Source organism: Sphingopyxis sp. H053 (assembly GCF_001468225.1).
Lineage (GTDB): Bacteria > Pseudomonadota > Alphaproteobacteria > Sphingomonadales > Sphingomonadaceae > Sphingopyxis.
In genome coordinates, this window is the sequence record NZ_LNRU01000002.1 from 98,084 (window position 1) to 118,093 (window position 20,010).

The 20,010-nt window shown below is 64.5% G+C and carries 23 protein-coding genes; 12 read left to right on the forward strand and 11 right to left on the reverse strand.

Annotated features, from left to right (window positions below; all coding sequences use genetic code 11):
- Window positions 1-158: 158 nt before the first annotated feature.
- Window positions 159-1,316, reverse strand: coding sequence for a serine hydrolase domain-containing protein (locus ATE70_RS03720; RefSeq protein ID WP_058536610.1), 1,158 nt, complete (start codon window positions 1,314-1,316; stop codon window positions 159-161).
- On the opposite strand from ATE70_RS03720, the gene ATE70_RS03725 reads away from it, so the two are divergent.
- On the forward strand, window positions 1,315-1,746 hold the full coding sequence (locus tag ATE70_RS03725; protein ID WP_197411380.1) for a hypothetical protein: 432 nt from the start codon (window positions 1,315-1,317) through the stop codon (window positions 1,744-1,746). The genes ATE70_RS03720 and ATE70_RS03725 overlap by 2 nt on opposite strands.
- Here ATE70_RS03725 and ATE70_RS03730 read toward each other — a convergent pair.
- The 6 genes from ATE70_RS03730 to ATE70_RS03755 form a co-directional block, all read right to left on the reverse strand.
- Window positions 1,743-1,988 carry a hypothetical protein gene (locus tag ATE70_RS03730; protein WP_058536611.1) on the reverse strand — a complete coding sequence of 82 codons (246 nt, stop codon included), beginning with the start codon at window positions 1,986-1,988 and terminating at the stop codon, window positions 1,743-1,745. The genes ATE70_RS03725 and ATE70_RS03730 overlap by 4 nt on opposite strands.
- Window positions 1,989-1,990: 2 nt before the next feature.
- Complete coding sequence (locus ATE70_RS03735; RefSeq protein WP_058536612.1) at window positions 1,991-2,773, reverse strand: AraC family transcriptional regulator; 783 nt, start codon at window positions 2,771-2,773, stop codon at window positions 1,991-1,993.
- A gap of 224 nt (window positions 2,774-2,997) precedes the next feature.
- Window positions 2,998-3,921 carry an alpha/beta fold hydrolase gene (locus ATE70_RS03740; protein WP_058536613.1) on the reverse strand — a complete coding sequence of 308 codons (924 nt, stop codon included), beginning with the start codon at window positions 3,919-3,921 and terminating at the stop codon, window positions 2,998-3,000.
- Window positions 3,922-4,424: 503 nt separating this feature from the next.
- Complete coding sequence (locus ATE70_RS03745; protein ID WP_058536614.1) at window positions 4,425-5,306, reverse strand: pirin family protein; 882 nt, start codon at window positions 5,304-5,306, stop codon at window positions 4,425-4,427.
- Window positions 5,307-5,308: 2 nt separating this feature from the next.
- Window positions 5,309-5,677, reverse strand: coding sequence for a cupin domain-containing protein (locus ATE70_RS03750; RefSeq protein WP_231732730.1), 369 nt, complete (start codon window positions 5,675-5,677; stop codon window positions 5,309-5,311).
- A gap of 2 nt (window positions 5,678-5,679) precedes the next feature.
- On the reverse strand, window positions 5,680-5,958 hold the full coding sequence (locus tag ATE70_RS03755) for a BolA family protein (protein WP_231732731.1): 279 nt from the start codon (window positions 5,956-5,958) through the stop codon (window positions 5,680-5,682).
- A 166-nt stretch (window positions 5,959-6,124) separates the two neighbouring features.
- Between ATE70_RS03755 and ATE70_RS03760 the strand changes: the two genes are divergently transcribed.
- The 4 genes from ATE70_RS03760 (at window position 6,125) to ATE70_RS03775 (ending at window position 9,609) form a co-directional block, all read left to right on the forward strand.
- On the forward strand, window positions 6,125-6,616 hold the full coding sequence (locus ATE70_RS03760) for a J domain-containing protein (protein WP_231732732.1): 492 nt from the start codon (window positions 6,125-6,127) through the stop codon (window positions 6,614-6,616).
- A gap of 11 nt (window positions 6,617-6,627) precedes the next feature.
- Window positions 6,628-7,065: an ester cyclase gene (locus ATE70_RS03765; protein ID WP_058536618.1), complete on the forward strand. Its 438-nt coding sequence runs from the start codon at window positions 6,628-6,630 to the stop codon at window positions 7,063-7,065.
- Window positions 7,066-7,318: 253 nt separating this feature from the next.
- Window positions 7,319-8,308, forward strand: coding sequence for a cobaltochelatase subunit CobS (gene cobS / locus ATE70_RS03770; RefSeq protein ID WP_058536980.1), 990 nt, complete (start codon window positions 7,319-7,321; stop codon window positions 8,306-8,308).
- Between the two features lie 113 nt (window positions 8,309-8,421).
- Window positions 8,422-9,609 (forward strand): alpha/beta hydrolase, encoded by a 1,188-nt coding sequence (locus tag ATE70_RS03775; protein WP_058536619.1) that lies wholly within the window; start codon window positions 8,422-8,424, stop codon window positions 9,607-9,609.
- Window positions 9,610-9,613: 4 nt separating this feature from the next.
- Here ATE70_RS03775 and ATE70_RS25600 read toward each other — a convergent pair whose 3' ends face one another.
- On the reverse strand, window positions 9,614-9,745 hold the full coding sequence (locus ATE70_RS25600; protein WP_269433270.1) for a hypothetical protein: 132 nt from the start codon (window positions 9,743-9,745) through the stop codon (window positions 9,614-9,616).
- Window positions 9,742-10,935, reverse strand: coding sequence for an MFS transporter (locus ATE70_RS03780; protein WP_197411381.1), 1,194 nt, complete (start codon window positions 10,933-10,935; stop codon window positions 9,742-9,744). The genes ATE70_RS25600 and ATE70_RS03780 overlap by 4 nt, the downstream gene beginning before the upstream one ends.
- 186 nt (window positions 10,936-11,121) lie before the next feature.
- On the opposite strand from ATE70_RS03780, the gene ATE70_RS03785 reads away from it, so the two are divergent.
- Window positions 11,122-11,526, forward strand: a complete 405-nt coding sequence (locus tag ATE70_RS03785) for an endonuclease domain-containing protein (RefSeq protein ID WP_058536621.1) — start codon at window positions 11,122-11,124, stop codon at window positions 11,524-11,526.
- A complete protein-coding gene (gene cobT, locus ATE70_RS03790; RefSeq protein ID WP_058536622.1) occupies window positions 11,523-13,346 on the forward strand; it encodes a cobaltochelatase subunit CobT in 1,824 nt (607 codons plus the stop codon). Before ATE70_RS03785 ends, cobT begins: the two co-directional genes overlap by 4 nt.
- On the opposite strand, the gene ATE70_RS03795 is transcribed toward cobT, so the two are convergent.
- Window positions 13,343-14,251, reverse strand: a complete 909-nt coding sequence (locus ATE70_RS03795) for a LysR family transcriptional regulator (RefSeq protein ID WP_058536623.1) — start codon at window positions 14,249-14,251, stop codon at window positions 13,343-13,345. The genes cobT and ATE70_RS03795 overlap by 4 nt on opposite strands.
- Before the next feature lie 83 nt (window positions 14,252-14,334).
- Here ATE70_RS03795 and ATE70_RS03800 point away from each other — a divergent pair, with 83 nt between their 5' ends.
- The gene (locus tag ATE70_RS03800) at window positions 14,335-14,832 is read left to right on the forward strand and encodes a cupin domain-containing protein (protein ID WP_058536624.1); all 498 of its coding nucleotides are present in this window, start codon (window positions 14,335-14,337) and stop codon (window positions 14,830-14,832) included.
- 101 nt (window positions 14,833-14,933) lie between these two features.
- On the opposite strand, the gene ATE70_RS03805 is transcribed toward ATE70_RS03800, so the two are convergent.
- Window positions 14,934-15,377 carry a hypothetical protein gene (locus ATE70_RS03805; protein ID WP_231732734.1) on the reverse strand — a complete coding sequence of 148 codons (444 nt, stop codon included), beginning with the start codon at window positions 15,375-15,377 and terminating at the stop codon, window positions 14,934-14,936.
- A gap of 132 nt (window positions 15,378-15,509) precedes the next feature.
- Between ATE70_RS03805 and ATE70_RS03810 the strand changes: the two genes are divergently transcribed.
- The 4 genes from ATE70_RS03810 to ATE70_RS03825 all read left to right on the forward strand — a co-directional run bounded on the left by ATE70_RS03810 (window position 15,510) and on the right by ATE70_RS03825 (window position 20,001).
- Window positions 15,510-16,070: a hypothetical protein gene (locus ATE70_RS03810; protein ID WP_058799875.1), complete on the forward strand. Its 561-nt coding sequence runs from the start codon at window positions 15,510-15,512 to the stop codon at window positions 16,068-16,070.
- Window positions 16,067-16,591, forward strand: coding sequence for a hypothetical protein (locus tag ATE70_RS03815; protein WP_058536626.1), 525 nt, complete (start codon window positions 16,067-16,069; stop codon window positions 16,589-16,591). The genes ATE70_RS03810 and ATE70_RS03815 overlap by 4 nt, the downstream gene beginning before the upstream one ends.
- A 193-nt stretch (window positions 16,592-16,784) precedes the next feature.
- Window positions 16,785-18,431 carry an acetolactate synthase large subunit gene (locus ATE70_RS03820; protein WP_058536627.1) on the forward strand — a complete coding sequence of 549 codons (1,647 nt, stop codon included), beginning with the start codon at window positions 16,785-16,787 and terminating at the stop codon, window positions 18,429-18,431.
- A 136-nt stretch (window positions 18,432-18,567) separates the two neighbouring features.
- Window positions 18,568-20,001, forward strand: a complete 1,434-nt coding sequence (locus ATE70_RS03825) for an aldehyde dehydrogenase family protein (protein WP_058536628.1) — start codon at window positions 18,568-18,570, stop codon at window positions 19,999-20,001.
- Window positions 20,002-20,010: the final 9 nt, after the last annotated feature.

A 20,010-nucleotide genomic window follows, 5' to 3' on the forward strand; every position in this document is an offset into this window, starting at 1 on the left:
ACCAAGGCTGCCGCACCACTTCTTTTCTTCGTCATTCCCGCGAAAGCGGGAACCCAGAGCGGGCCAGCCGACGGACGCTCTGGGTCCCCGCTTTCGCGGGGATGACGAAAGTAGCGAATGGCATCACCCAACCCCAAAGCGGGCGTCGAACCTGCGCCTCAAAGCGCCGCCGTCAAATCGGCGAGATGACGGCGCAGTTCGGGAAACTGATCGTCGTTGGTGACGCCGAGCCGCACGATCGTCAGCCGCTGCGACGGCGAGACGATGATATATTGCCCCTGATGACCGATGCAGGCGAACAGATCGTTCGGACCGCGGTCGGGCCAAAGCGCGGGCGTGACCCCAGCAGGACGTTTCCGGTTGAGCCAGATATGCCCGCCATAGCCCGCGTCGTTCGCCGACGGGGTCAGCATGAAGCGCATCCAGGTTTCGGGGAGCAATCGCTGGCCGTTCACGACGCCATGGTTGCGCAGGAACTCGCCGAACTTCGCATAGTCGCGCGCGGTCGCGTGCATGATCGAGCCGCCGATCATCGTGCCCTTCGCATCATATTCGGGGGTGAGGCTGGTCATCCCGAGCGGTTCGACCAGCCGCCCGCCGATGAAGTCGCGCATCGCATCGCGGCGCGCATCGGGATTTTGCGATGGCGTCAGCGTGTCGGCGATGACGTCCGCGAGGATCACGCTGGTCGCCGAGCTGTAGTTGAACACCTCGTCGGGCTGCGCGGCCGCAGGTTTGGCTTCAGCGAAACTCGCCATATCGCCCGCGCCGGTCCCGAACAGCATCGCGACGGTATCGCCCTGCCACACCGGATCGCCATTTTCGACATGCTCGAGCCCCGACGACATGTGGAGCAGGTTTCTGAGCGTAATCGCCCCGCGCGGATCGCCGCTGCGCTGCCACGCCTCCACGGGTGCCGGCCCGTCGAGCGACAATTGCCCGTCGGCGACGAGGAAACCGGTGAGCACCGCGGTGATGCTTTTCGCCATCGACCAGCTGATCAGTTTCGATTCGGGGCCGAAGCCCGCGGCATAGCGTTCGTAGATCGGCTCACCGTCGCGCAGCACGAGCAGCGCGCGTGTCTGCCCGACATCTTCGGCATCGGCGAACAATGCGTCGGCGCGCGCGCGGATCGCGGCGGGCAATGCAGGCAGCGCCTGCGGCGTGTCGACCGCCGCGACGCCATCGAGCGATGCACCGAATTTCGGCGCCGGCGATGCGGGCGCCATATTGCCCTGCCCCGCCGCCTGCGTCAGCGACCAGACGCCGAGCATCGCGAGGGCGGCACTTGCCAGCAGCCGTTTTTTCGTGATCATGGATCAAGTGAATAACATTAATCCGACCGGGCCGACAACGGGCGAGACGCCGGCCCCTGCACCGGCCTCTGGGCCGCCGCCCGCGGCTCCCGCACCTCCTGCGAAAAAACCGAGCCGCTCGGGCGGCTGCCTGCCTTGGGCGATCGGGCTTTCCGTGCTGCTTGCGATCTTCGCGATCTGGAAATTCCCGTCGGTCAAGGCGCAGGCCGAGCTGGGTTCGGCCTATGCCGCGCGCGTCGGCTGTTCATGCCGCTATGTGCAGGGTCGCAGCCTTGAAAGCTGCCAGAGCGATTTCGAGCCGGGGATGGAAATGGTGTCGCTCAGCGAAGATCCCGCGACCAGGACGGTGACCGGCAGCGTGCCGCTGCTCGCCTCGCGCAGCGCGCGCTACGCGGGGGCGAGCGGCTGCCTGCTGCGGCCCGATAGCTAACGCCAGAAGCGGCGCGCGAATAGCGCCAGCGCCGCGGGTACGCCGAAGACGATCAGCGCGATCCCCGCCTCCTCGGCCCAGCCGTAGCCGGCATAGAGCACGCCGACGAGCAGATTGCCGATGGCGACAAGCAACCACAGGATGAGGAACAGCCGCGTCGCCCACGCCGCATCCCTGATCGCAAGGCGCAGCAGGATCAGCAGGACGAGCCCGGCCAGCAGCATGATGGTCGTGTGCGACATCCCTATTCCTCCCCTTCATCTGGCAGAATATCCGACCGATGCCGCCGGCGCCAATCGCCCGGCGACATGCCGATCTTGCGGCGGAAGATCGCGCAAAGATGCGCATGGCTCGAAAAGCCGGTCGCAAAGGCGATCTCGGCGATCGACAGCGGACGGTTCATCAGGAACCAGCAGGCGTGGCGCAGCCGCTGGTGCAGCACATATTGTGCCGGGGTGCGGCCAGTCGCGCGGGCGAAATGGACGATCAGGCTGTTGACCGACATGCCCGCCTCGGCCGCCATATCCTCGACCGTCAGCGACACTTCGAGCTGGGTCTGGATGAAAGCCATCAGATCGTTGATGCGCTGGGCGATGGCGGGCGATTCGGGACGCCCGGCCATGCCCTGAAGCGTCTTGGCGAGGATCGTGACGAGCGGATCGGCGGCGGCGGCATCGTTCGCGAGCAAGGCCCGGACAAGCGCGGCCAGCGCAAGGTCGTGATGCGCCGCGAGCGCACGCGTATCGGGGGCGACGGTCAGAAGCGTTACCGGAATCTCGACCTCGATCGTGCGGACCGCGCCGCCCTTTGCCGTGCCGCGGTATGTCTGACCGGCGGGTATCAACCACATTTCGCCGGGCAACGGATCGCCAAGCGACGTCCGCTGATCGTCCAGCCATGTTTCGAGCCAATGATAGCTTCCCGCCTCGTACAGGATCAGCACATGGACATCGCGCTCGATCGTCCAGTTCGACGGGCCATCGATCCGGTCAACGATCGAGGCGACCCTGAGTCTACCCACTTCCATCGCATGAGTATGGCAAGAATGGGAAAATGTGAAAGCCTGCCATATTGCGCAACAATATGGTTAAATCGCCCTACCCCAAGTCCTCGGCCTTAGTCGCAGCCGAGACAAATGAGGCGTGGGCCAGGCTAATACGCGTGCCCCAGACACGCATGAACAGACCCCCCCGACGGCGGGCGGCGCAATCGCCGCCCGCCACTTTTTTCTGAACGAAACGATAGCCTTGTTTATTTTGCCGCGAGGAATTCATCGATCGCGCGATTGACCGCATCGGGTGCCTCCCACGGCACGAAATGGCCGCAGTCGGGGACTCGGACGATCGTCACGTCGGGCACGAGTTCCTCCATGCCGTCGAGGTTGCACGGCGGCAGCGCGACATCGTCGAGCGCCCAGATGACGAGCGTCGGGATGGCCAGTTTCGGGAACGGCACCGCGGGCGGCTCGGCATAGGGTTCGTCCATCGCGGGCACGTTGATCGTCGAACCGCGATACCAGTTGATCATCGCGCGGCAGGCGTCGCGATCCTCCCAGTCCTTCAGCAACCGGCCGATCTCGTCGGCGGGCTGCAACCCGCCGCTCGGCACACGCCCGGCAAAGGCATGGGCGAGAATGCCCGCGATGCCATGCTCCTCGATGATCGTGTCGCTCGCCGGATCGCGAAAGGTGCGGATATATTGGCTCGCCGCGCGCTGATCTTCATTGGTCGCGAGCAGCCGCTGGAAAATAGCGGGATGCGGTGCGTTGGCGATCACCGCACGCGTGACCCGCCCTGCCCACGCCGGATGGAGTCCGCCCGGCTGGCCGCCGAGCGCGACGCCCCAGGCGATCGCCCCGCCCCAATCGTGACCGACGATCGTGAACTCGCCGACGCCGAGCGCATCGGCGAGCGCGAAGATATCGGCGATCAGCTTGTCGGGCGTATAGGATTCGGCGTCCTGCGGTTTCGACGAGCCGCGATAGCCGCGCTGGTCGGGCGCGATGCAGCGGAAGCGGCCCGCGAAATGCGGCAGCTGATAGCGCCAGGTCCGGTGCGATTCAGGAAAGCCGTGGAGAAAGATGAGGACCGGCGCGTCGCGCGGCCCCATGTCGACGACGTCGAGTTCGACTCCCGTCGCAAGCTTTACGCGCTGCTGTTCGAAATCGCCGATCATCCATTTCGCTCCTTTGGTTTCTTTTCGAAACCAATCTGGCGAGGATCGTTGCGACTGGCAAGCTGGAACAAATGGCGGGGTCGTTGGGCGAAGGAGACAGGAAAGGCGGGCACGTCCGCTATGGGGTGGGAAGCGGACGTTCGTGCTACGGCCGGAGCGATACCGACGTATCTAAACTAGCTATTTCTACGGTCTCCCAGCGCCCAATAGATTAACGCCATCAATGCAGCGCCGACGATGGGCGCTCCATAATATGCGGCTGCAGCCAGCATATCCGTTTGGCACCCATGGTCAGGCACAGGGTCGCCGATTCGAATTTCAATATCGGGGCAAAATGCAATGTCGGCCGAGATTGTCATAAGACAGTACACCGCATAAACAATTAGGAGCCAGAGAACCGCTCCCCCGATTTCCTTTACAGTCTTCAAATCTTGTCCCCGGCCGATTTGTGCGGTGTCCAGACTATCACGAAGCTGAATGTCTGCAATCGGTCGAAAGCAGACCTACGGATAGCTTACCGTCTTCGGCACTTCGGGAATCGGGATGAACTCCTCGCTGTCGCCGGGGACGAGCGGGAATTTGCGGTCCTTCCAGTCGTGCTTCGCCTGGTTGATACGGTCGCGGCTGGAGCTCACGAAATTCCAGAAGACATGGCGCGGCGTCCTGAACGCCTCGCCGCCAAGCAGCATCACGCGCGCGTCGGTTTCGGCGCGGAGCGTCATCGCCTGCCCGGGCTTGAGGATATAGAGGCTGTAACGGTCGAGCGCTTCGCCATCGAGGCTCGCGTCGCCGAGCGCAACCAGCACCGCTCGCTCGTCCGCCTCGGCGTCGATCGGGATCGTCGCGCCGGCGTTCATCAAGATGTCGGCATAGATGGTCGCGGCGTGCTGCGTGATCGGCGAGGTCGCGCCCCACAGGCTGCCCATGATGACGCGCGCCGATACGCCGCTGTCCTCGACCAGCGGCAGATCCTCCTTCGCGACATGCTCGAACGCCGCGTCAATCTCTTCCTTGCCGTCGGGTAGCGCGAGCCAGGTCTGCATGCCCGAAATCGGCGAACCGGTCGCACGCTCGGCGACGGGAGTGCGCTCCGAATGGACGATGCCGCTGCCCGCGGTCATCAAATTGCACGCCCCCGGGCGGATCGTCGCGAAGGTGCCAATGCTGTCGCGATGGTCGATCGCGCCTTCGAACAGATAGGTAACGGTGGCGAGGTTGATGTGCGGGTGCGGGCGCACGTCCATGCCGCGGCCGATGTCGAAATGCGCCGGACCGAACTGGTCGACGAAGATGAAGGGGCCGACCATCGTGCGCGCCTTGTTCGGCAGCGTGCGGCGCACTTCGAAGGCGCCGAGGTCGTGGGTCGAGGGAGTGATGATGTCCATGGTCAGTCCAGTCTTTCCAGCGTCAGCCGCGTCTTTTCGGTTTCGACATTACCGGTGTTGAGGGTCGAATTCGGTTCGAGCAGCAGCACCTGACATTCGCCGTCCAGCGCCTCGGGGCAATGTTCGACGCCGTGCGGGACGATGATGAACTCGCCGGGCTCGACGATCACGTCGCGGTTGCGAAACGCCATCTTCATCCGGCCGGCGACGACAAGGAAGAGTTCGTCCTCTTGGTCATGATGGTGCCAGTCGAACTTGCCGTCGAGCTTGACCAGCTTGACCTGAAAATCATTGATGTCGCCCGCGACGCGCGGGTTCCACGCGTCGGGAATTTTCGCAAAGGCGTCGGCCAGGTTCACCTTGTCCGGCATCGTCATTCTCCCGGCGCGGTCGCCTTGATCGCGAGCGCGTGGACGCGCTGGCCCGGCAGGTCGCCGAGCGCCTTGTTCACCGCGCGCTGGCGCGCGACGCGGTTCTGTCCGGCAAAGCCCGCCCATTCGATGCTCAGGCTAAAATGCGACTCGCCGCTGCCGTCGTCGCCCATATGGCCGTGGTGGCTGGCGCTGTCGTTGCTCAGGATGAAATTCGCGTCGGGAAAGGCTGCGCTGAGCAGGCTTTCCATCTCTTGCTGTACGGGGCCTTTGCTGCTCATGGGGTTGACCATAAGCGCTTCGTCGCCAAATTATAAGACCTCCAACGCCTCTCGAAAGTCTGTTGTGCCTTCTTCTGCACGCCCGTCCCGTTTTCATGGCCGCGTCCCCCGCGAGGAGTCCTGCGCCGCGCCCGGATGCCGCGAACCCGGCGAATTCCGCGCGCCGATGGCATGGACGCGCTCGCCCGACGGCCCGCCGCAATATCGCTGGCTGTGCCTCGACCATGTGCGCGAATTCAACGCGGGTTATAATTTCTTCGACGGCATGACCGCCGACCAGATCATGGAGGCGCAGTCGCCGACGGCGGGGTGGGAAACCGAAAGCCGCACCTTCCGCCCCGCGGGCAGCGCCGACCTGCCGCCGCGCTGGGCCGATTTCAAGGACCCGATCGACGCGCTCGGCGCGCGCTTTCGCCAGCGGATGGACGAGGCGCGGCGCGAGGCGAAGAATCCCGGCCTGTCGCGCGAGGAGCATGCCGCGATGCAGTTGCTCGCGCTGCCCGCCGACGCCGACCGCGCAGCGCTGCGGCGGCGCTACAGCGAGCTCGTGCGCAAATATCATCCCGACCGCAATGGCGGCGATCGCAGTTTCGAAGCGCGGCTGGGCGAAGTCGTCCAGGCGTATCAATTGCTGAGGAAGACAAAGGCTTTCGCATAGGGAGACGCACGATGACCGACCTCGACGAAGCACGGATCGAAGTGGTGCGCCGGCACATGGCGCTCGAGATCACGCACGATTGGGACGGCGTCCTCGCGACCTTCGACCACCCACGATACGAGTTGATGGGCCCCGGCACGATCTTCGACGGCGAAGCGGCGGTGCGGTCCTATTTCGCCACGTCGCGCGAACCCTTTCCCGATCAGGCGAACGAGGTCATCGCGATCGCCGCCGACGCGGACACGAACACGGTGCTCGTCGAATTCTGGCTGACCGGCACGCACACTGGCCCGCTGAAGCTCGGCCTGCGCACGATCGAACCGACGGGCAAGGCGTTCCGCATTCGTATGGCCGCGAGCTTCGAATTCGCGCCGGGCGGCGACAAGATCGTCTGCGAACGTCCCTATTATGACCAGTCGGCGGTGATGAAGGCGCTCGGTTTGCTCTGAAAAGGCGTTGCAAGCCGCAACCCATGACGATACCGCGCTAGCACTCTTCCCTCTCCCCTTGGGGGAGAGGGTTGCGAAGACTCGCGAACTTGTTCGCTAGTCGAAGCTGGGAGAGGGGTAGGCGAGCCGCAGGCTCGCACGAAGCTTCGCTTCGCCCACCCTCATCCAACTTCGCCTAATCGCGTCGCGATAAGGCTGCGTATCCTTCTCCCCTCAAGGGAGAAGGGAATAAGATTTGAAAGCGATCGAAGACATGACCGATATTCCGAACAGCCTTCCCGACCACCACGGCTCGACGCTGCTTGCGGCGCCCGATGTCGAGGTCGATGCGCGCGAGCTGTTCGGGGTCGATATCGACATGAAGGTGCCGGCGTTCAGCGAGGCCGACGAGCGCGTCCCCGACCTCGATCCCGCTTACGTCTTCGACGGCGATACGACGCTCGCGATCCTCGCAGGCTTCAAATATAACCGCCGCGTGATGGTGCAGGGCTATCACGGCACCGGCAAGTCGACGCATATCGAACAGGTCGCGGCGCGGCTCAAATGGCCGTGCATCCGCGTCAATCTCGATGCGCATATCAGCCGTATCGACCTTGTCGGCCGCGACGCGATCGTGCTGCGCGACGGGCAGCAGGTCACCGAATTCCGCGAGGGCCTGCTCCCCTGGGCGCTGCAGACCCCGACCGCGCTCGTCTTCGACGAATATGATGCGGGCCGCCCCGACGTGATGTTCGTGATCCAGCGCGTGCTCGAGACCGAGGGCAAGCTGACCCTGCTCGACCAGAACCGCGTGATCCGCCCGAACCCGCATTTCCGCCTGTTCTCGACCGCGAACACCGTCGGCCTCGGCGACACGAGCGGGCTCTATCATGGGACGCAGCAGATCAACCAGGGCCAGATGGACCGCTGGAACATCGTCGTCACGCTGAACTATCTGCCCGCCGCGACCGAAAGCGCGATCATCCTTGCGAAGGTGCCGAACACCGACGAGACGACCGTCGCGAACATGGTCAAGGTCGCCGATTTGACGCGTCAGGGCTTCATCAACGGCGATATCTCGACCGTGATGTCGCCGCGCACCGTGATCAGCTGGGCGCAGAATACCGCGATCTTCAACAATATCGGCTTCGCTTTCCGGCTCTCGTTCCTCAACAAATGCGACGAGGCCGAGCGGATGATCGTCGCCGAATATTATCAGCGCGTGTTCGGCGAGGATCTGCCCGAGAGCGTCGTCGGCAAATAAGCGAACCGGGCGCCAGCGCATCCGCCGGATCGATTTCTCGCTTCCAAAGCCCGCCATCCTCTGCCAGCGTCGGCGAATGTGTCAGGCTTTTCAAAGATGAATCCGCGGTGCGAATGACGCGCCTGCTGGCCGCCCTTGCTGTCATTCCCCTGTCGGGGTGCAGCATCGCGGCGGTCGATTATGGCAAGATCCGCCATGCCGAATATGTCGCCGACCCGCGCTGTACTGCGCAGCCGGGCGCGGTGGTCGATGGCGAAGCGCTGCCCTATTTCTTCGCGACGAGCCGCCTGCCCGACTGCCGCACCGCCGATATCGAGCTGCTCCACCACCGCGGCGACCAGATGCGATATGGCCGCTTCAACGCACCGCGCGAGGTCGAGGTCGGCAAGAAAAAGAAGCTGCTCGCGCCGATCGCCTTCCAGACCTCGGCCGACTGGTGGCGCGCGCTGCAGGCCGAGACCGACCGCAAGCAGGGGCGTGTCCTGCTCTATGTCCACGGCTATCGCGAGAATTTCTCGACGACGTCGAAGGATGCGGCACAGATCGCGCGCATGACGGGGTTCGACGGCCCGATCATCGAATATAGCTGGCCGTCGCAAGGCAAGGTCCTGAGCTATGTCGTCGACGAGACGAACATGTACCACGACGTCCGCAATTTCCGCGACTTCCTGAAATCGCTCGCCGAACAGAGCTGGGTGAAGGAGGTCGTGGTCGTCTCGCACTCGCTCGGCGCTCGGCTCGTGGTTCCCGCGATCGCCTATGTCGACCGCACGTCGAGCAGCGCCGACAGCAGCAATATCTCGAACATCATCCTCGCCTCACCCGACATCGACCGCGAAACGTTCGAGCGCGATATCGAGGAGGAAGTGCTGTCGGCGCGGCGCGTCGCGGCGGGTCGCCGGATCACCGTCTATACATCGCGCGCCGACAAGGCGCTCGCCGCCTCGCGCGCGATCCACGGCTATCCGCGATTGGGCTCGCCCTATTGCTTCAACCCGTTCGAGGCGGCCGAGCTGAAAGCCAAGGGATTGCCCGAGCGCTGCTACCCCGCCGCGCGCGCCGGCTTGACCGTGATCGACACGACCGACGTGTCGCGCGGGTCGACCGGGCACAGCAATTTCCTGCGCAGCGCGGTCGCGTGCTGGGACTTCATCGATGTGGTCGCGAACAAGCGCACGCGCCCCGAGCGCGCCGCGACGATATGGGCGCATGTGTTCCGGCTGCTCCCCGACCCCGCCGTGCCCAAGGACGGCGACGATGCGATCTGTCACCGGACGCCCGAGATCGAAGAACCGCTGTAAGCGGCTAGAAGCCGCACATGATCGCGAAATTGGTGAGCCAGACGACCGGCCCCGCGCCGGTCCACAGCCACAAACCGCCCGCCGCGATCAGGACAAACAGCGCAAGCGCGATCCAGTCCTGCCGCGCGATCTTCACGCCGGTTGCAGCCGCTTGACCGGCGCGTCGGCGATCGGCAGGTGGACGAGCCCCGCGAACAGCCCGAGCGCGATCGAGAAACCCCATGCGATATTATAGCTGCCCGTCGCGTCGAAGATCAGCCCCGCCATCCACGCGCCGAAGAAGCTGCCGAGCTGGTGGCTCAAAAACACGATGCCATAGAGCATCGAGAGATAGCGGATGCCGAAGATGCGCCCGACGATGCCGCTGGTGAGCGGCACGGTGCCTAGCCACAGGAAGCCCATCGCGCCCGCGAAGACGAGCGCGCTCGCATGGCTCAAGGGCAGGAAGAGGAAGAGCGCGATCACCGCCGAGCGTGCGGTGTAGAGCGCCGAAAGCACATATTTCTGGCGCATCAGGTCGCCCGCGCGGCCGAAGACATATGAGCCGAGGATGTTGAACAGCCCGACGAGCGCGAGCACCTGTGCACCGATCTCGATCCCCAGCCCCTTGTCGTCGAGATAGGCGGGAAGATGCGTCGCGATGAAGGCGATGTGGAAACCGCAGACGAAGAAGCCGGCGTTGAGCAGCCAGTAACCGCGGTGAACGGCGGCTTCGCGCAGCGCCTCGCGCGCGGTCTGCTCCTCGGCCTGCAGCGTCCCGGGCGTGTCGGTACGACCCGCAACGCCGATTGCGAGCAGGCCGCACAGCGCGACGAGCCCCGCCATGATCCACAAAGTCTGGTGATAGCCGATGTCGCCGAGCAACATCGACGCGAGCGGCACGACGAGGAACTGGCCGAGCGAGCCGCCCGCGGTGACGATACCGAACGCGCTGCTGCGCTTTTCGGGGCTGACGACGCGCCCGACCGCACCGAGCACGACGACGAAGGTCGTCGCGGACTGCGCCATACCGATCAGCAGTCCGAAACTGATATGCAGCCCGATCGCGTTGGTCGCGAACGCCGCGCCGATCAGCCCGAGCGCATAGAGCAGCGCCCCGCCGAGCACGACGCGCCCCGCGCCATGCTTGTCGGCGAGCGCGCCGACGAAGGGCTGAACGAGGCCGAAGAGCAGGTTCTGAAGCGCCATCGCAAGCCCGAAGTCGGAGCGGCTGATGCCGATATCGACGCTCATCTGCGGCAGGAACAGGCCGAACGACTGGCGCACGCCCATCGCGAGCGTGACGATGAACGCCGCGCAGGCGATGACGACCCAGGGCTTTTTCATGGGGGAGAGTGCGGGGGAGGACATAGGCCGCGGATGCGCCTCCCTTCCGTTTGCGTCAAGCGAGCTTAGCTATATTCCCACCAAGCCAAAAGCTGGGTAGCAAAGCAAACCCTCCCCCTTGATGGGGGAGGCAGCGAGACTTGCCAGCTTGCTGGCTAGTCGCAGCGGTAGGGGTGTGGTTGCGCCATGAAAAGAACGCCACCGGATGGCTCCACCCAGCGGGCAAGGCGATTGCGGACGGACATGACGGACGCCGAACGCAAAATCTGGACGCTGCTGCGCACGGCCTTTCCGGATTGGCGCTTCCGCCGCCAAGTCCCTATCCGCCAATATATCGCCGACTTTGCCAGCCACCGTGCCCGGCTCGTAATCGAAATCGACGGTGGCCAGCACAATGAAAAAATTGATGGCCCGCGCACGGCGATCATCGAAAATGACGGCTATCGCGTGGTTCGTTTCTGGAACAATGATGTGCTCGCCAATATTGACGGTGTCGCTACCCTTCTGACAAAGGCTTTGGACGAGACGTCACCCCCACCCAACCCTCCCCCATCAAGGGGGAGGGCTTTAGAAGACCGCCCCGCACGATGACTGCCCAATCTCCCCTCGACGATTTCAAGGCCGCCCTGTCGAGCGTCGCGCGCGCGGTCACCCGCGATGCCGAGGTCGAGGTCGGCTTTACCGCCGACGCGCCCGCGCAGATCGGCAAGGCGATCAAGGTGCCGACGCCGTCGCGCACGCTGCCCGCCGATCAGGTCGCCGAGGCGCGCGGCTTTGCCGACTCCTATGCTTTGCGCATGAAGCATCACAGCGAGAAACTGCACGCTGCGGCGCGCCCCGCCGATCCGGTCGCCGCCGCCGCGTTCGACGCGATGGAGCGCGCGCGGGTCGAAGCATTGGGCGCGCGCCATATGAACGGCATGCGCGGCAACCTTGCCGCCAGCCTCGCGATGCGGATGCGCAGCGATCCGATCAGCCGCGCGCAGGGCCGCGAGGACGTGCCGATGTCGAGCGCGCTCGAATTGATGCTGCGCGAGGCGCTGACCGGCGAGCAGGCGCCGCAGGGGACCGAGACCGGCCTGTCGCTGGTGCGCGAATGGATCACTAACGAGGCGGGCGGTGACCTCACCGCGCTGTCGATGCTCCTCGACGACCAAGCCGCCTTTGCCGAAACCGCGAAGCTCGCGCTGCGCCATCTCGACCTGATCCAGGGCGACGAGCCGCTGGAGGAAGGCAGCGAGGACGGCGGCGAGCAGGACGAGAGCGAAGCCGAGGAAAGCCAGGAAGAGCAGGAAAGCGAAGACGGCGGCGCCGGTGAAAGCCAGGTCGACGCGCGCGCCGAAATGGCGGGCGATCAGGCCGACGACGGCGACAGCGACCCCGACGCGCAGGAAATGGAGGCCGACGGCGAGCCCGAAATGGGCGGCGAAGGCGACGAGGGCATGCTGCCCGTGCGCCCCAACCGCCTGCCGAGCGACATTCCCGATTTCAACTATCTGCGCTTCACCGAAAAGCACGACGAGATCATCGCCGCGACCGAGCTGTGCGACGCCGACGAGCTGACGCGGCTGCGCGCCTATCTCGACACGCAAATGCAGCATCTGCAAGGCGCGGTGACCAAGCTCGCCAACCGGCTGCAGCGCCGGTTGATGGCGCAGCAGAACCGCGCGTGGGATTTCGATCAGGAGGAAGGCCAGCTCGACGCCGCGCGGCTCGCGCGCGTCATCGTCTCGCCGGGCCAGTCGCTGTCATACAAGATCGAGCGCGATACCGATTTCCGCGACACCGTCGTCACCTTGCTGATCGACAATTCGGGATCGATGCGCGGGCGGCCGATCAGCATCGCCGCGATCAGCGCCGACATTCTCGCGCGCACGCTCGAACGCTGCGGCGTGAAGACCGAAATCCTCGGCTTCACGACGCGGACGTGGAAGGGCGGGCAGAGCCGCGAGGACTGGCTCGCCGCGGGGCGCCCCGCGCATCCCGGCCGCCTCAACGACCTCCGTCACATCATCTACAAGCCCGCCGACGAACCCTATCGCCGCGCGCGCAAGTCGCTCGGGCTGATGATGCGCGAAGGGCTGCTCAAAGAGAATATCGACGGAGAGGCGCTGACGTGGGCGCACAGCCGCATCATCGGCCGTCCCGAAGAACGCAAGATATTGATGGTGATTTCGGACGGCGCGCCGGTCGACGACAGCACGCTGTCGGTGAACCACGGCGCCTATCTCGACCAGCATCTGCGCCAGGTGATCGACTGGATCGAAAACCGTTCGCCGGTCGAGCTGTGCGCGATCGGCATCGGCCACGACGTGACGCGCTATTACAGCCGCGCGGTGACGATCATGGACGCCGAGCAATTGGGCGGCACGATGGTCGAGCAGCTCGCGGGGCTGTTCGACATCGACTAGCGCGCGGGAGCCGTCACCTCGCCGGGGCCGGCGATATGACGCGTCAAGGCATCGACCAGATAGGCAAAGACACGGTCGAAGCGGCTTAACGAACGCAGATCGGGGTGCATGAGCAACCACATCTCGACCTCGGGCGCGAAATCGGCGGGAAGCAGACGCACCAGTCCACCCGACAGCGGCGCGTGGCACACGCCGATACCGCACCCCGCCCGGATCGCCGCGAGCTGCGCCATGTCGCTATCGGACCGCAGCGCGAAGTCGTCGCGCGCGATGCGCTTCCCCGCCACGCGAAAAATATCGGTGTAGGCGAACGGGCGGTCGAACCCGATCAGCCGGTGCTCTCGCAGATCCTCGGTCCGCTCCACCGCCGGCCGGCTGCGCAAATAGGCGGGGTGGGCATAGAGGCCGAGCTCGAAGGCGCCGATCCGCGCCGCGACCAGCGCGTCCTGTCGCGGGGGCGCCATGCGCACCGCAATATCGGCCGCCCGCCGCATCACATCTTCGTCGCTGTTCGACACCGCCAGCTCGACCACGAGCCCCGGCCACCGGTCCATCATGTCGCGTATGATCGGCGGCAGAATCTCGGCCGCGGTCACTTCGCTGGCGGCGATCCGGATGCTTCCTTCCATGGCATCGCGGCCACCCGACGCCGCACGGGTCAGCGCCCCGGCGGCATCGGCCAGCGCCCGCGCATGCGGCATCAGCGCGAGCGCGGCGTCGGTCGGGGACAGCCCGTCGGGCGTGCGGAGAAAAAGGCTTTTGCCCAGCGCCGCTTCGAGCGTTTTGATATGACGGCCCATCGTCGGCTGGCTGATCCGCAACCGCCGTCCGGCGGCGGACAGCGACCCCGCCTCCATCACCGCTAGGAAGCTTCGGTAAAGCGACCAATCCACATCTCTTATCATTCATATGTGAATGGCAGATATGGCAATTTATGCAATATCGTTGCCGCCTGTGGCCGCCTAGGGCGAGCCATCAGGAGAAAATCATGCCCCCACAATCGCTCAACATCTTCACCCAGGCTTGCGCGCCGCTTCCCGAACCGATCCGCGCGACCGGCCCCGCGGCCGAACGCTATGCCGTCGACGTCGCCATGGCGGGCGCGCTGCTCGGAATGGAGCGGCTCGGTTGTAACATCTTCGTTGTGCCGCCCGGGAAACGCGCCTTCCCCCTTCACAACCATCATGCGACCGAAGAGCTTTTCGTGATCCTGGAAGGCACCGGATCGTTCCGGCAGGGGAATGATTCCGTCCCGGTCGGGCCGGGGGACATGCTGGCCTGCCCTGCTGGCGGGGCCGACAGCGCGCACCAGATCGTCAACGACGGAACGCAGCCGCTGCGCTATCTGGCGATAAGCACCCGCCCCGAGCTCGACGTCATCGAATATCCCGACAGCGGCAAGACCAGGGTGATTGCGGGCGGCACGGGCTTCGACCTGCTGGTCGCCCGCGATGCCGCGACGCCGGGCTATTGGGACGGCGAATAGTCGCGAGGTTATCCGGCCGTCGATCGAACGAAAAAAGGGGAACGGCAACACCGCTCCCCTTCCCTGCTTCGTGAGGCCATCCGGCCTGTGCCGAAAGCCCCCTATTTCTTCTTGCCGGTCCACGCCTCGGGATCGAACCCTTCGAGCGTGTCGCCCTTTGCCCCGGCGGCAATCTCTTCCGCGGTCAGGAACTTGATCGCGACGCCGCCGGCCTTGGTGCTGCCCCAGCTCATCGCCGTGATCCGGCTGTCGCCATATTTGGCGCCGATCACGGCATCGGCGCCCAGCTTTTCGCCGCGTTCCCAAATCTCGTTGTAGATTTTCTGCTGCGATGCTTCCTTGCTGAAAATCGTCGCCTTGCGGACCCCCGCAGTCACCACGCCGATGATCTTGTACGGCTTGTCGGTGATGTCATAAGGGAAAACGGGCACACCCATTTCCTCGTTGACCATCACATAGGCGACATCCTTTTTCTTCGCGATTGCGGGTGTCGAAACCGCCATTGCGGCGATGCTCACCACCGCCAGAATCTTTGCATATTTCATCGTCTGCTCCCCCCTGGTTAACCCGCAACAATTCTCTCTCCTTTTCAACCGGGTCAACAAGATTCTGGCTTGGCAACTTCGCCTATTCATGGCCTATCTGACGCGGGGTTGCAGGGGGGGCAGATAATGGCATTGATATTCGGCGCGGCGGTGGCCGTTTTACTTGCGGCATCGGCGCAGTCCGCCGCCGCCGTCGAAACAAGCAATGCAGCAGAACCGGCCCCGGCGATCGCCGCCCAGCCCGCCATCGCGCCGCTGGTTCTGAAACGCGATACGCCGATTCACTTCATGGTGGTGTCGGAGGTGACGACGAAGACCCACACGCAAGGACATCGGTTCAGGTTGCGCGTCGACAAGCCGGTGCTCATCGACGGCGCCCTCGCGCTGCCCGTCGGCACGACGGCGTGGGGCGAAGTGCTCGCCGCGAAGAAGAGCGGCAGTGCGGGTAAATCGGGGTCGCTGGAGGCGCGGCTGCTTTATGTCGACGTCGAGGGATACCGGGTGCCGATCAGCGGCAACAATACCGCCAAGGGAGCGGGCGGCGGCGCCGAGACCGCGCTGGGCGTCATCGCGCTGGGGCCGCTCGGCCTGCTCGCCCGAGGCAATAATGCGAAGATCAAGGCCGGCGAGCTGATGACCGGCTTTGTCGAACAGGACACCGAAATTCCACGCCCGAAGCCGGCCGCACGGTGAAACAACATCGCGCCTTTCTTGCCGCGATCGGACTGGTCCTTGCATATCCGGCCGCCGGCGAAGAACCCGTAGCAGCCCCTGCCGCATCGGCTTCACGCCTCCACGTGCCGTCGGGCACCTTGATCGAGCTTGTCACGCGCGATGCCGTTTCGACCAAGAAGAATGAAAAGGGCGACCTTCTCTACCTGAAAGTCGCGGTGCCCGTGATCGTCGACGGGGTGATCGCGATACCCGCCGATACCGTCGTCGTCGCTCAGCTGACGCGCGCCGAAAAGCGCGGTGCGTTCGGCCGGTCGGGCAAGCTCGACGTGCAACTGCTCTACGCCGAATTGCCCGGTGGCCCGCTCCGCGTCAGCGGTACGCTGGAGGCGCGCGGCGAGAAGGATGGCGGCGACGACGCCGCGACCGCCGCCGCCTTTCTGCTCCTGCCCTTTCTTTCCACCGGCCGCAGTGCCGAAATCCCCGCCGGTTCGGCGGCTTCGGCGCGCCTCGACCGCGACATATGGGTCGATCGGCGCTGACCGGACACCGCCCGAACGCGCTGGCCGCGCGCAGGGTGACAACGGCTTTTGCCCTCGTTACAACCTCTTCCCGGTGCAGCAGGGACTCGCGGCCTGACGACGAGAGCCACTGTATCAACATATGTGCTGAGGGGTCGCCGGCATGACTTGGGGCCGCATCGTCTTGGTGCGTGGCTGAGGGGGCGACTGACACATGAAAAAAGCATCCGACCTGTTCATCGAGTGTCTGGAGGAAGAAGGCGTCGAATATATTTTCGGCGTCCCGGGCGAAGAGAATCTCGACTTTCTCGACAGCCTGTCGCGCTCGAAGAAGATCAAGCTGATCCTGACGCGGCACGAACAGGGCGCGGGCTTCATGGCCGCGACATACGGGCGCCACACGGGCAAGACCGGCGTGTGCCTTGCGACATTGGGGCCCGGCGCGACCAACTTCGTCACCGCGGCCGCCTATGCGCAGCTCGGCGGCATGCCGATGATGATGATCACGGGCCAGAAACCGATCAAGAAATCGAAACAGGGCCGCTTCCAGATCCTCGACGTCGTCGCGATGATGGGGCCGATCACCAAATATACGCACCAGATGGCGTCGTCGGACAATATCCCGAGCCGCGTGCGCGAAGCCTTCCGCCTCGCCGAGGAGGAAAAGCCCGGCGCGGTGCATATCGAACTGCCCGAGGATATTGCCGACGAACATACCGACAGCCTGCCGCTGAAGCGCAGCCACTCGCGGCGCCCGAACGCCGATGTGAAATCGATCCGCGAGGCGGTGAAGGCACTCGAAAATGCGAAGTCGCCGGTGCTCGTCATCGGCGCCGGCGCCAACCGCACAATGACCGGCCGCATGCTGCTGCAATTCATCGAAAAGACCGGCATCCCGTTCCTGACGACGCAGCTCGGCAAGGGCGTGATCGACGAGCGGCATCCGAAATTTTTGGGCTGCGCGGCGCTGTCATCGGGCGATTTTGTCCACCGCGCGGTCGAAGCGTCGGATTGCATCGTCAACCTCGGCCACGACGTGATCGAGAAGCCGCCCTTCTTCATGCAGCGCGGCGGCCCGACCGTCATCCATGTGTCGAGCAAGACCGCCGAGGTCGATCCGGTCTATTTCCCGAACATCGAGGTGATCGGCGATATCGCCAATGCCGTGTGGCAGATAAAGGAGGACATCGTCCCCAACGGCGGGTGGAAATTCGATCATCTGCTCGCCTATCGCCAGGCCGAGGTCGAGCACACCGCGCCGCTGGCGAAGGACGAGCGCTTTCCGATCTTTCCGCCGCATCTGGTGCAGTCGATCCGCGACGCGATGCCCGACGACGGGATCATCTGCCTCGACAATGGCGTGTACAAGATCTGGTTCGCGCGCGGCTATACCGCGTGCAAGCCGAACACCGTGCTGCTCGACAATGCGCTCGCGACGATGGGCGCGGGGCTGCCGTCGGCGATGATGTCGGCGATGGTCTATCCGGGGCGCAAGGTCATGGCGATCTGCGGCGACGGCGGTTTCATGATGAATAGCCAGGAGATGGAGACCGCGGTGCGGCTTGGGCTCAACATCACCGTGCTGATCCTCAACGACAACAGCTATGGCATGATCCGGTGGAAACAGGCGAACATGGGCTTCAAGGATTGGGGGCTGACCTATGGCAACCCCGATTTCGTCAAATATGCCGAGGCTTATGGTGCGCACGGTCACCGCGTCGAGAGCGCGGCGCATCTGAAGGAATTGCTCGCGCATACGCTGAGCACGCCGGGTGTGCATCTGATCGATTGTCCGGTTGACTATTCGGAGAATGACCAGATTTTGAACAACGACATCAAAAGGTTGTCGAAGGAATTGTAATTAGCGATCCCCTCCCGCTTGCGGGAGGGGCAGCGAGACTTGCGAGCTTGCTCGCTAGTCGCAGCGGGGTGGGCAGTCCGCGCCGTTGCTGGCCCACCCCCGACCCCTCCCGCAAGCGGGAGGGGGGAGAGACCCGATGAAACTCAAGGACGTCTATCCGCTCTATCTCAACAACAAGGCGGTGCAGCCGAACACCGACCTTGAGGTGATCGACAAGTTCACCGGCGAGGTCGCGTTCCGCACCGCGCTGGCAACCCCCGATGTGATCGATGAGGCGATCGCGGGCGCCGTCCGCGCAGCCGAGCCGATGGCGCGGCTCGCGAGTTTCGAGAAGCGCGATGTGCTCACGCATTGCGTCGGGCGGTTCCAGGAGCGGTTCGACGAACTCGCTTATGCGCTGTGCGTCGAGGCGGGCAAGCCGATCGCCGACAGCGAGGGCGAGGTCACGCGCCTGATCGATACTTTCCGCATCGCCGCCGAGGAAGCGACGCGCAATTATGGCGAGGTCCAGCCGCTCGACATTTCGGCGCGCGCCAAGGGCTATATGGGGATGTGGAAGCGCGTGCCGATCGGGCCGTGCAGCTTCATCTCGCCGTTCAACTTCCCGCTCAATCTCGCCGCGCACAAGATCGCGCCGGCGATCGCGATCGGCTGCCCGTTCGTGATGAAGCCCGCGTCGCTCACGCCCTTGGGCGCGATCATCATGGGCGAGGTGCTCGCCGAATGCGACATCTTGCCCGAGGGCGCGTTCAGCATCCTCCCCGCGACGCGCGCCGGCGCCGACCTGTTCACCACCGACGAACGGCTGAAGCTTCTGTCCTTCACCGGCTCGCCCGGCGTTGGCTGGGATTTGAAGGCCAAGGCGGGGAAGAAGAAGGTCGTGCTCGAACTCGGCGGCAATGCCGCGGTCGTCGTCGACAAGGACGCCGATCTCGACCATGCGCTCGCGCGGATCATCTTCGGCGGCTATTACCAGTCGGGGCAAAGCTGCATCCATGTGCAGCGCGTGATCATCCACGAGGATATTTACGACAGATTCCGCGACATGCTGACCGCGAAGGTCAGGACGCTGAAATCGGGCGACCCGAAGCTGCGCGACACCTTCATCGGCCCGATGATTTCGGTCAAGGAAGCGCAGCGGTTGAAGGGCTGGATCGACGATGCGGTCGCCGCGGGCGCGACGCTGCTCGCGGGCGGCGGGTGCGAAGGCAATATGCTCGAGGCTGCGCTGCTCGAAAATGTGCCGACCGATACCGACGTCGTGCGCGAGGAAGCCTTTGGTCCCGTCGTCATTCTGTCGAAATTCACCGACTGGGAAGCCGCGCTCGCCGAGGTCAACGACAGCAAATTCGGGCTGCAGGCCGGGCTGTTCACGCGCGACATCCATAAAGTGCTCGACGCGTGGGATCATCTCGACGTCGGCGGCATCGTCGTCAATGACGTGTCCTCGTACCGCGTCGACAATATGCCCTATGGCGGGGTGAAAGACAGCGGGCTGGGCCGCGAGGGCGTACGCTTCGCAATCGAGGATATGAGCGAAATCAGGAACCTGGTGATCCGGCGAACCTGATTGGATCAT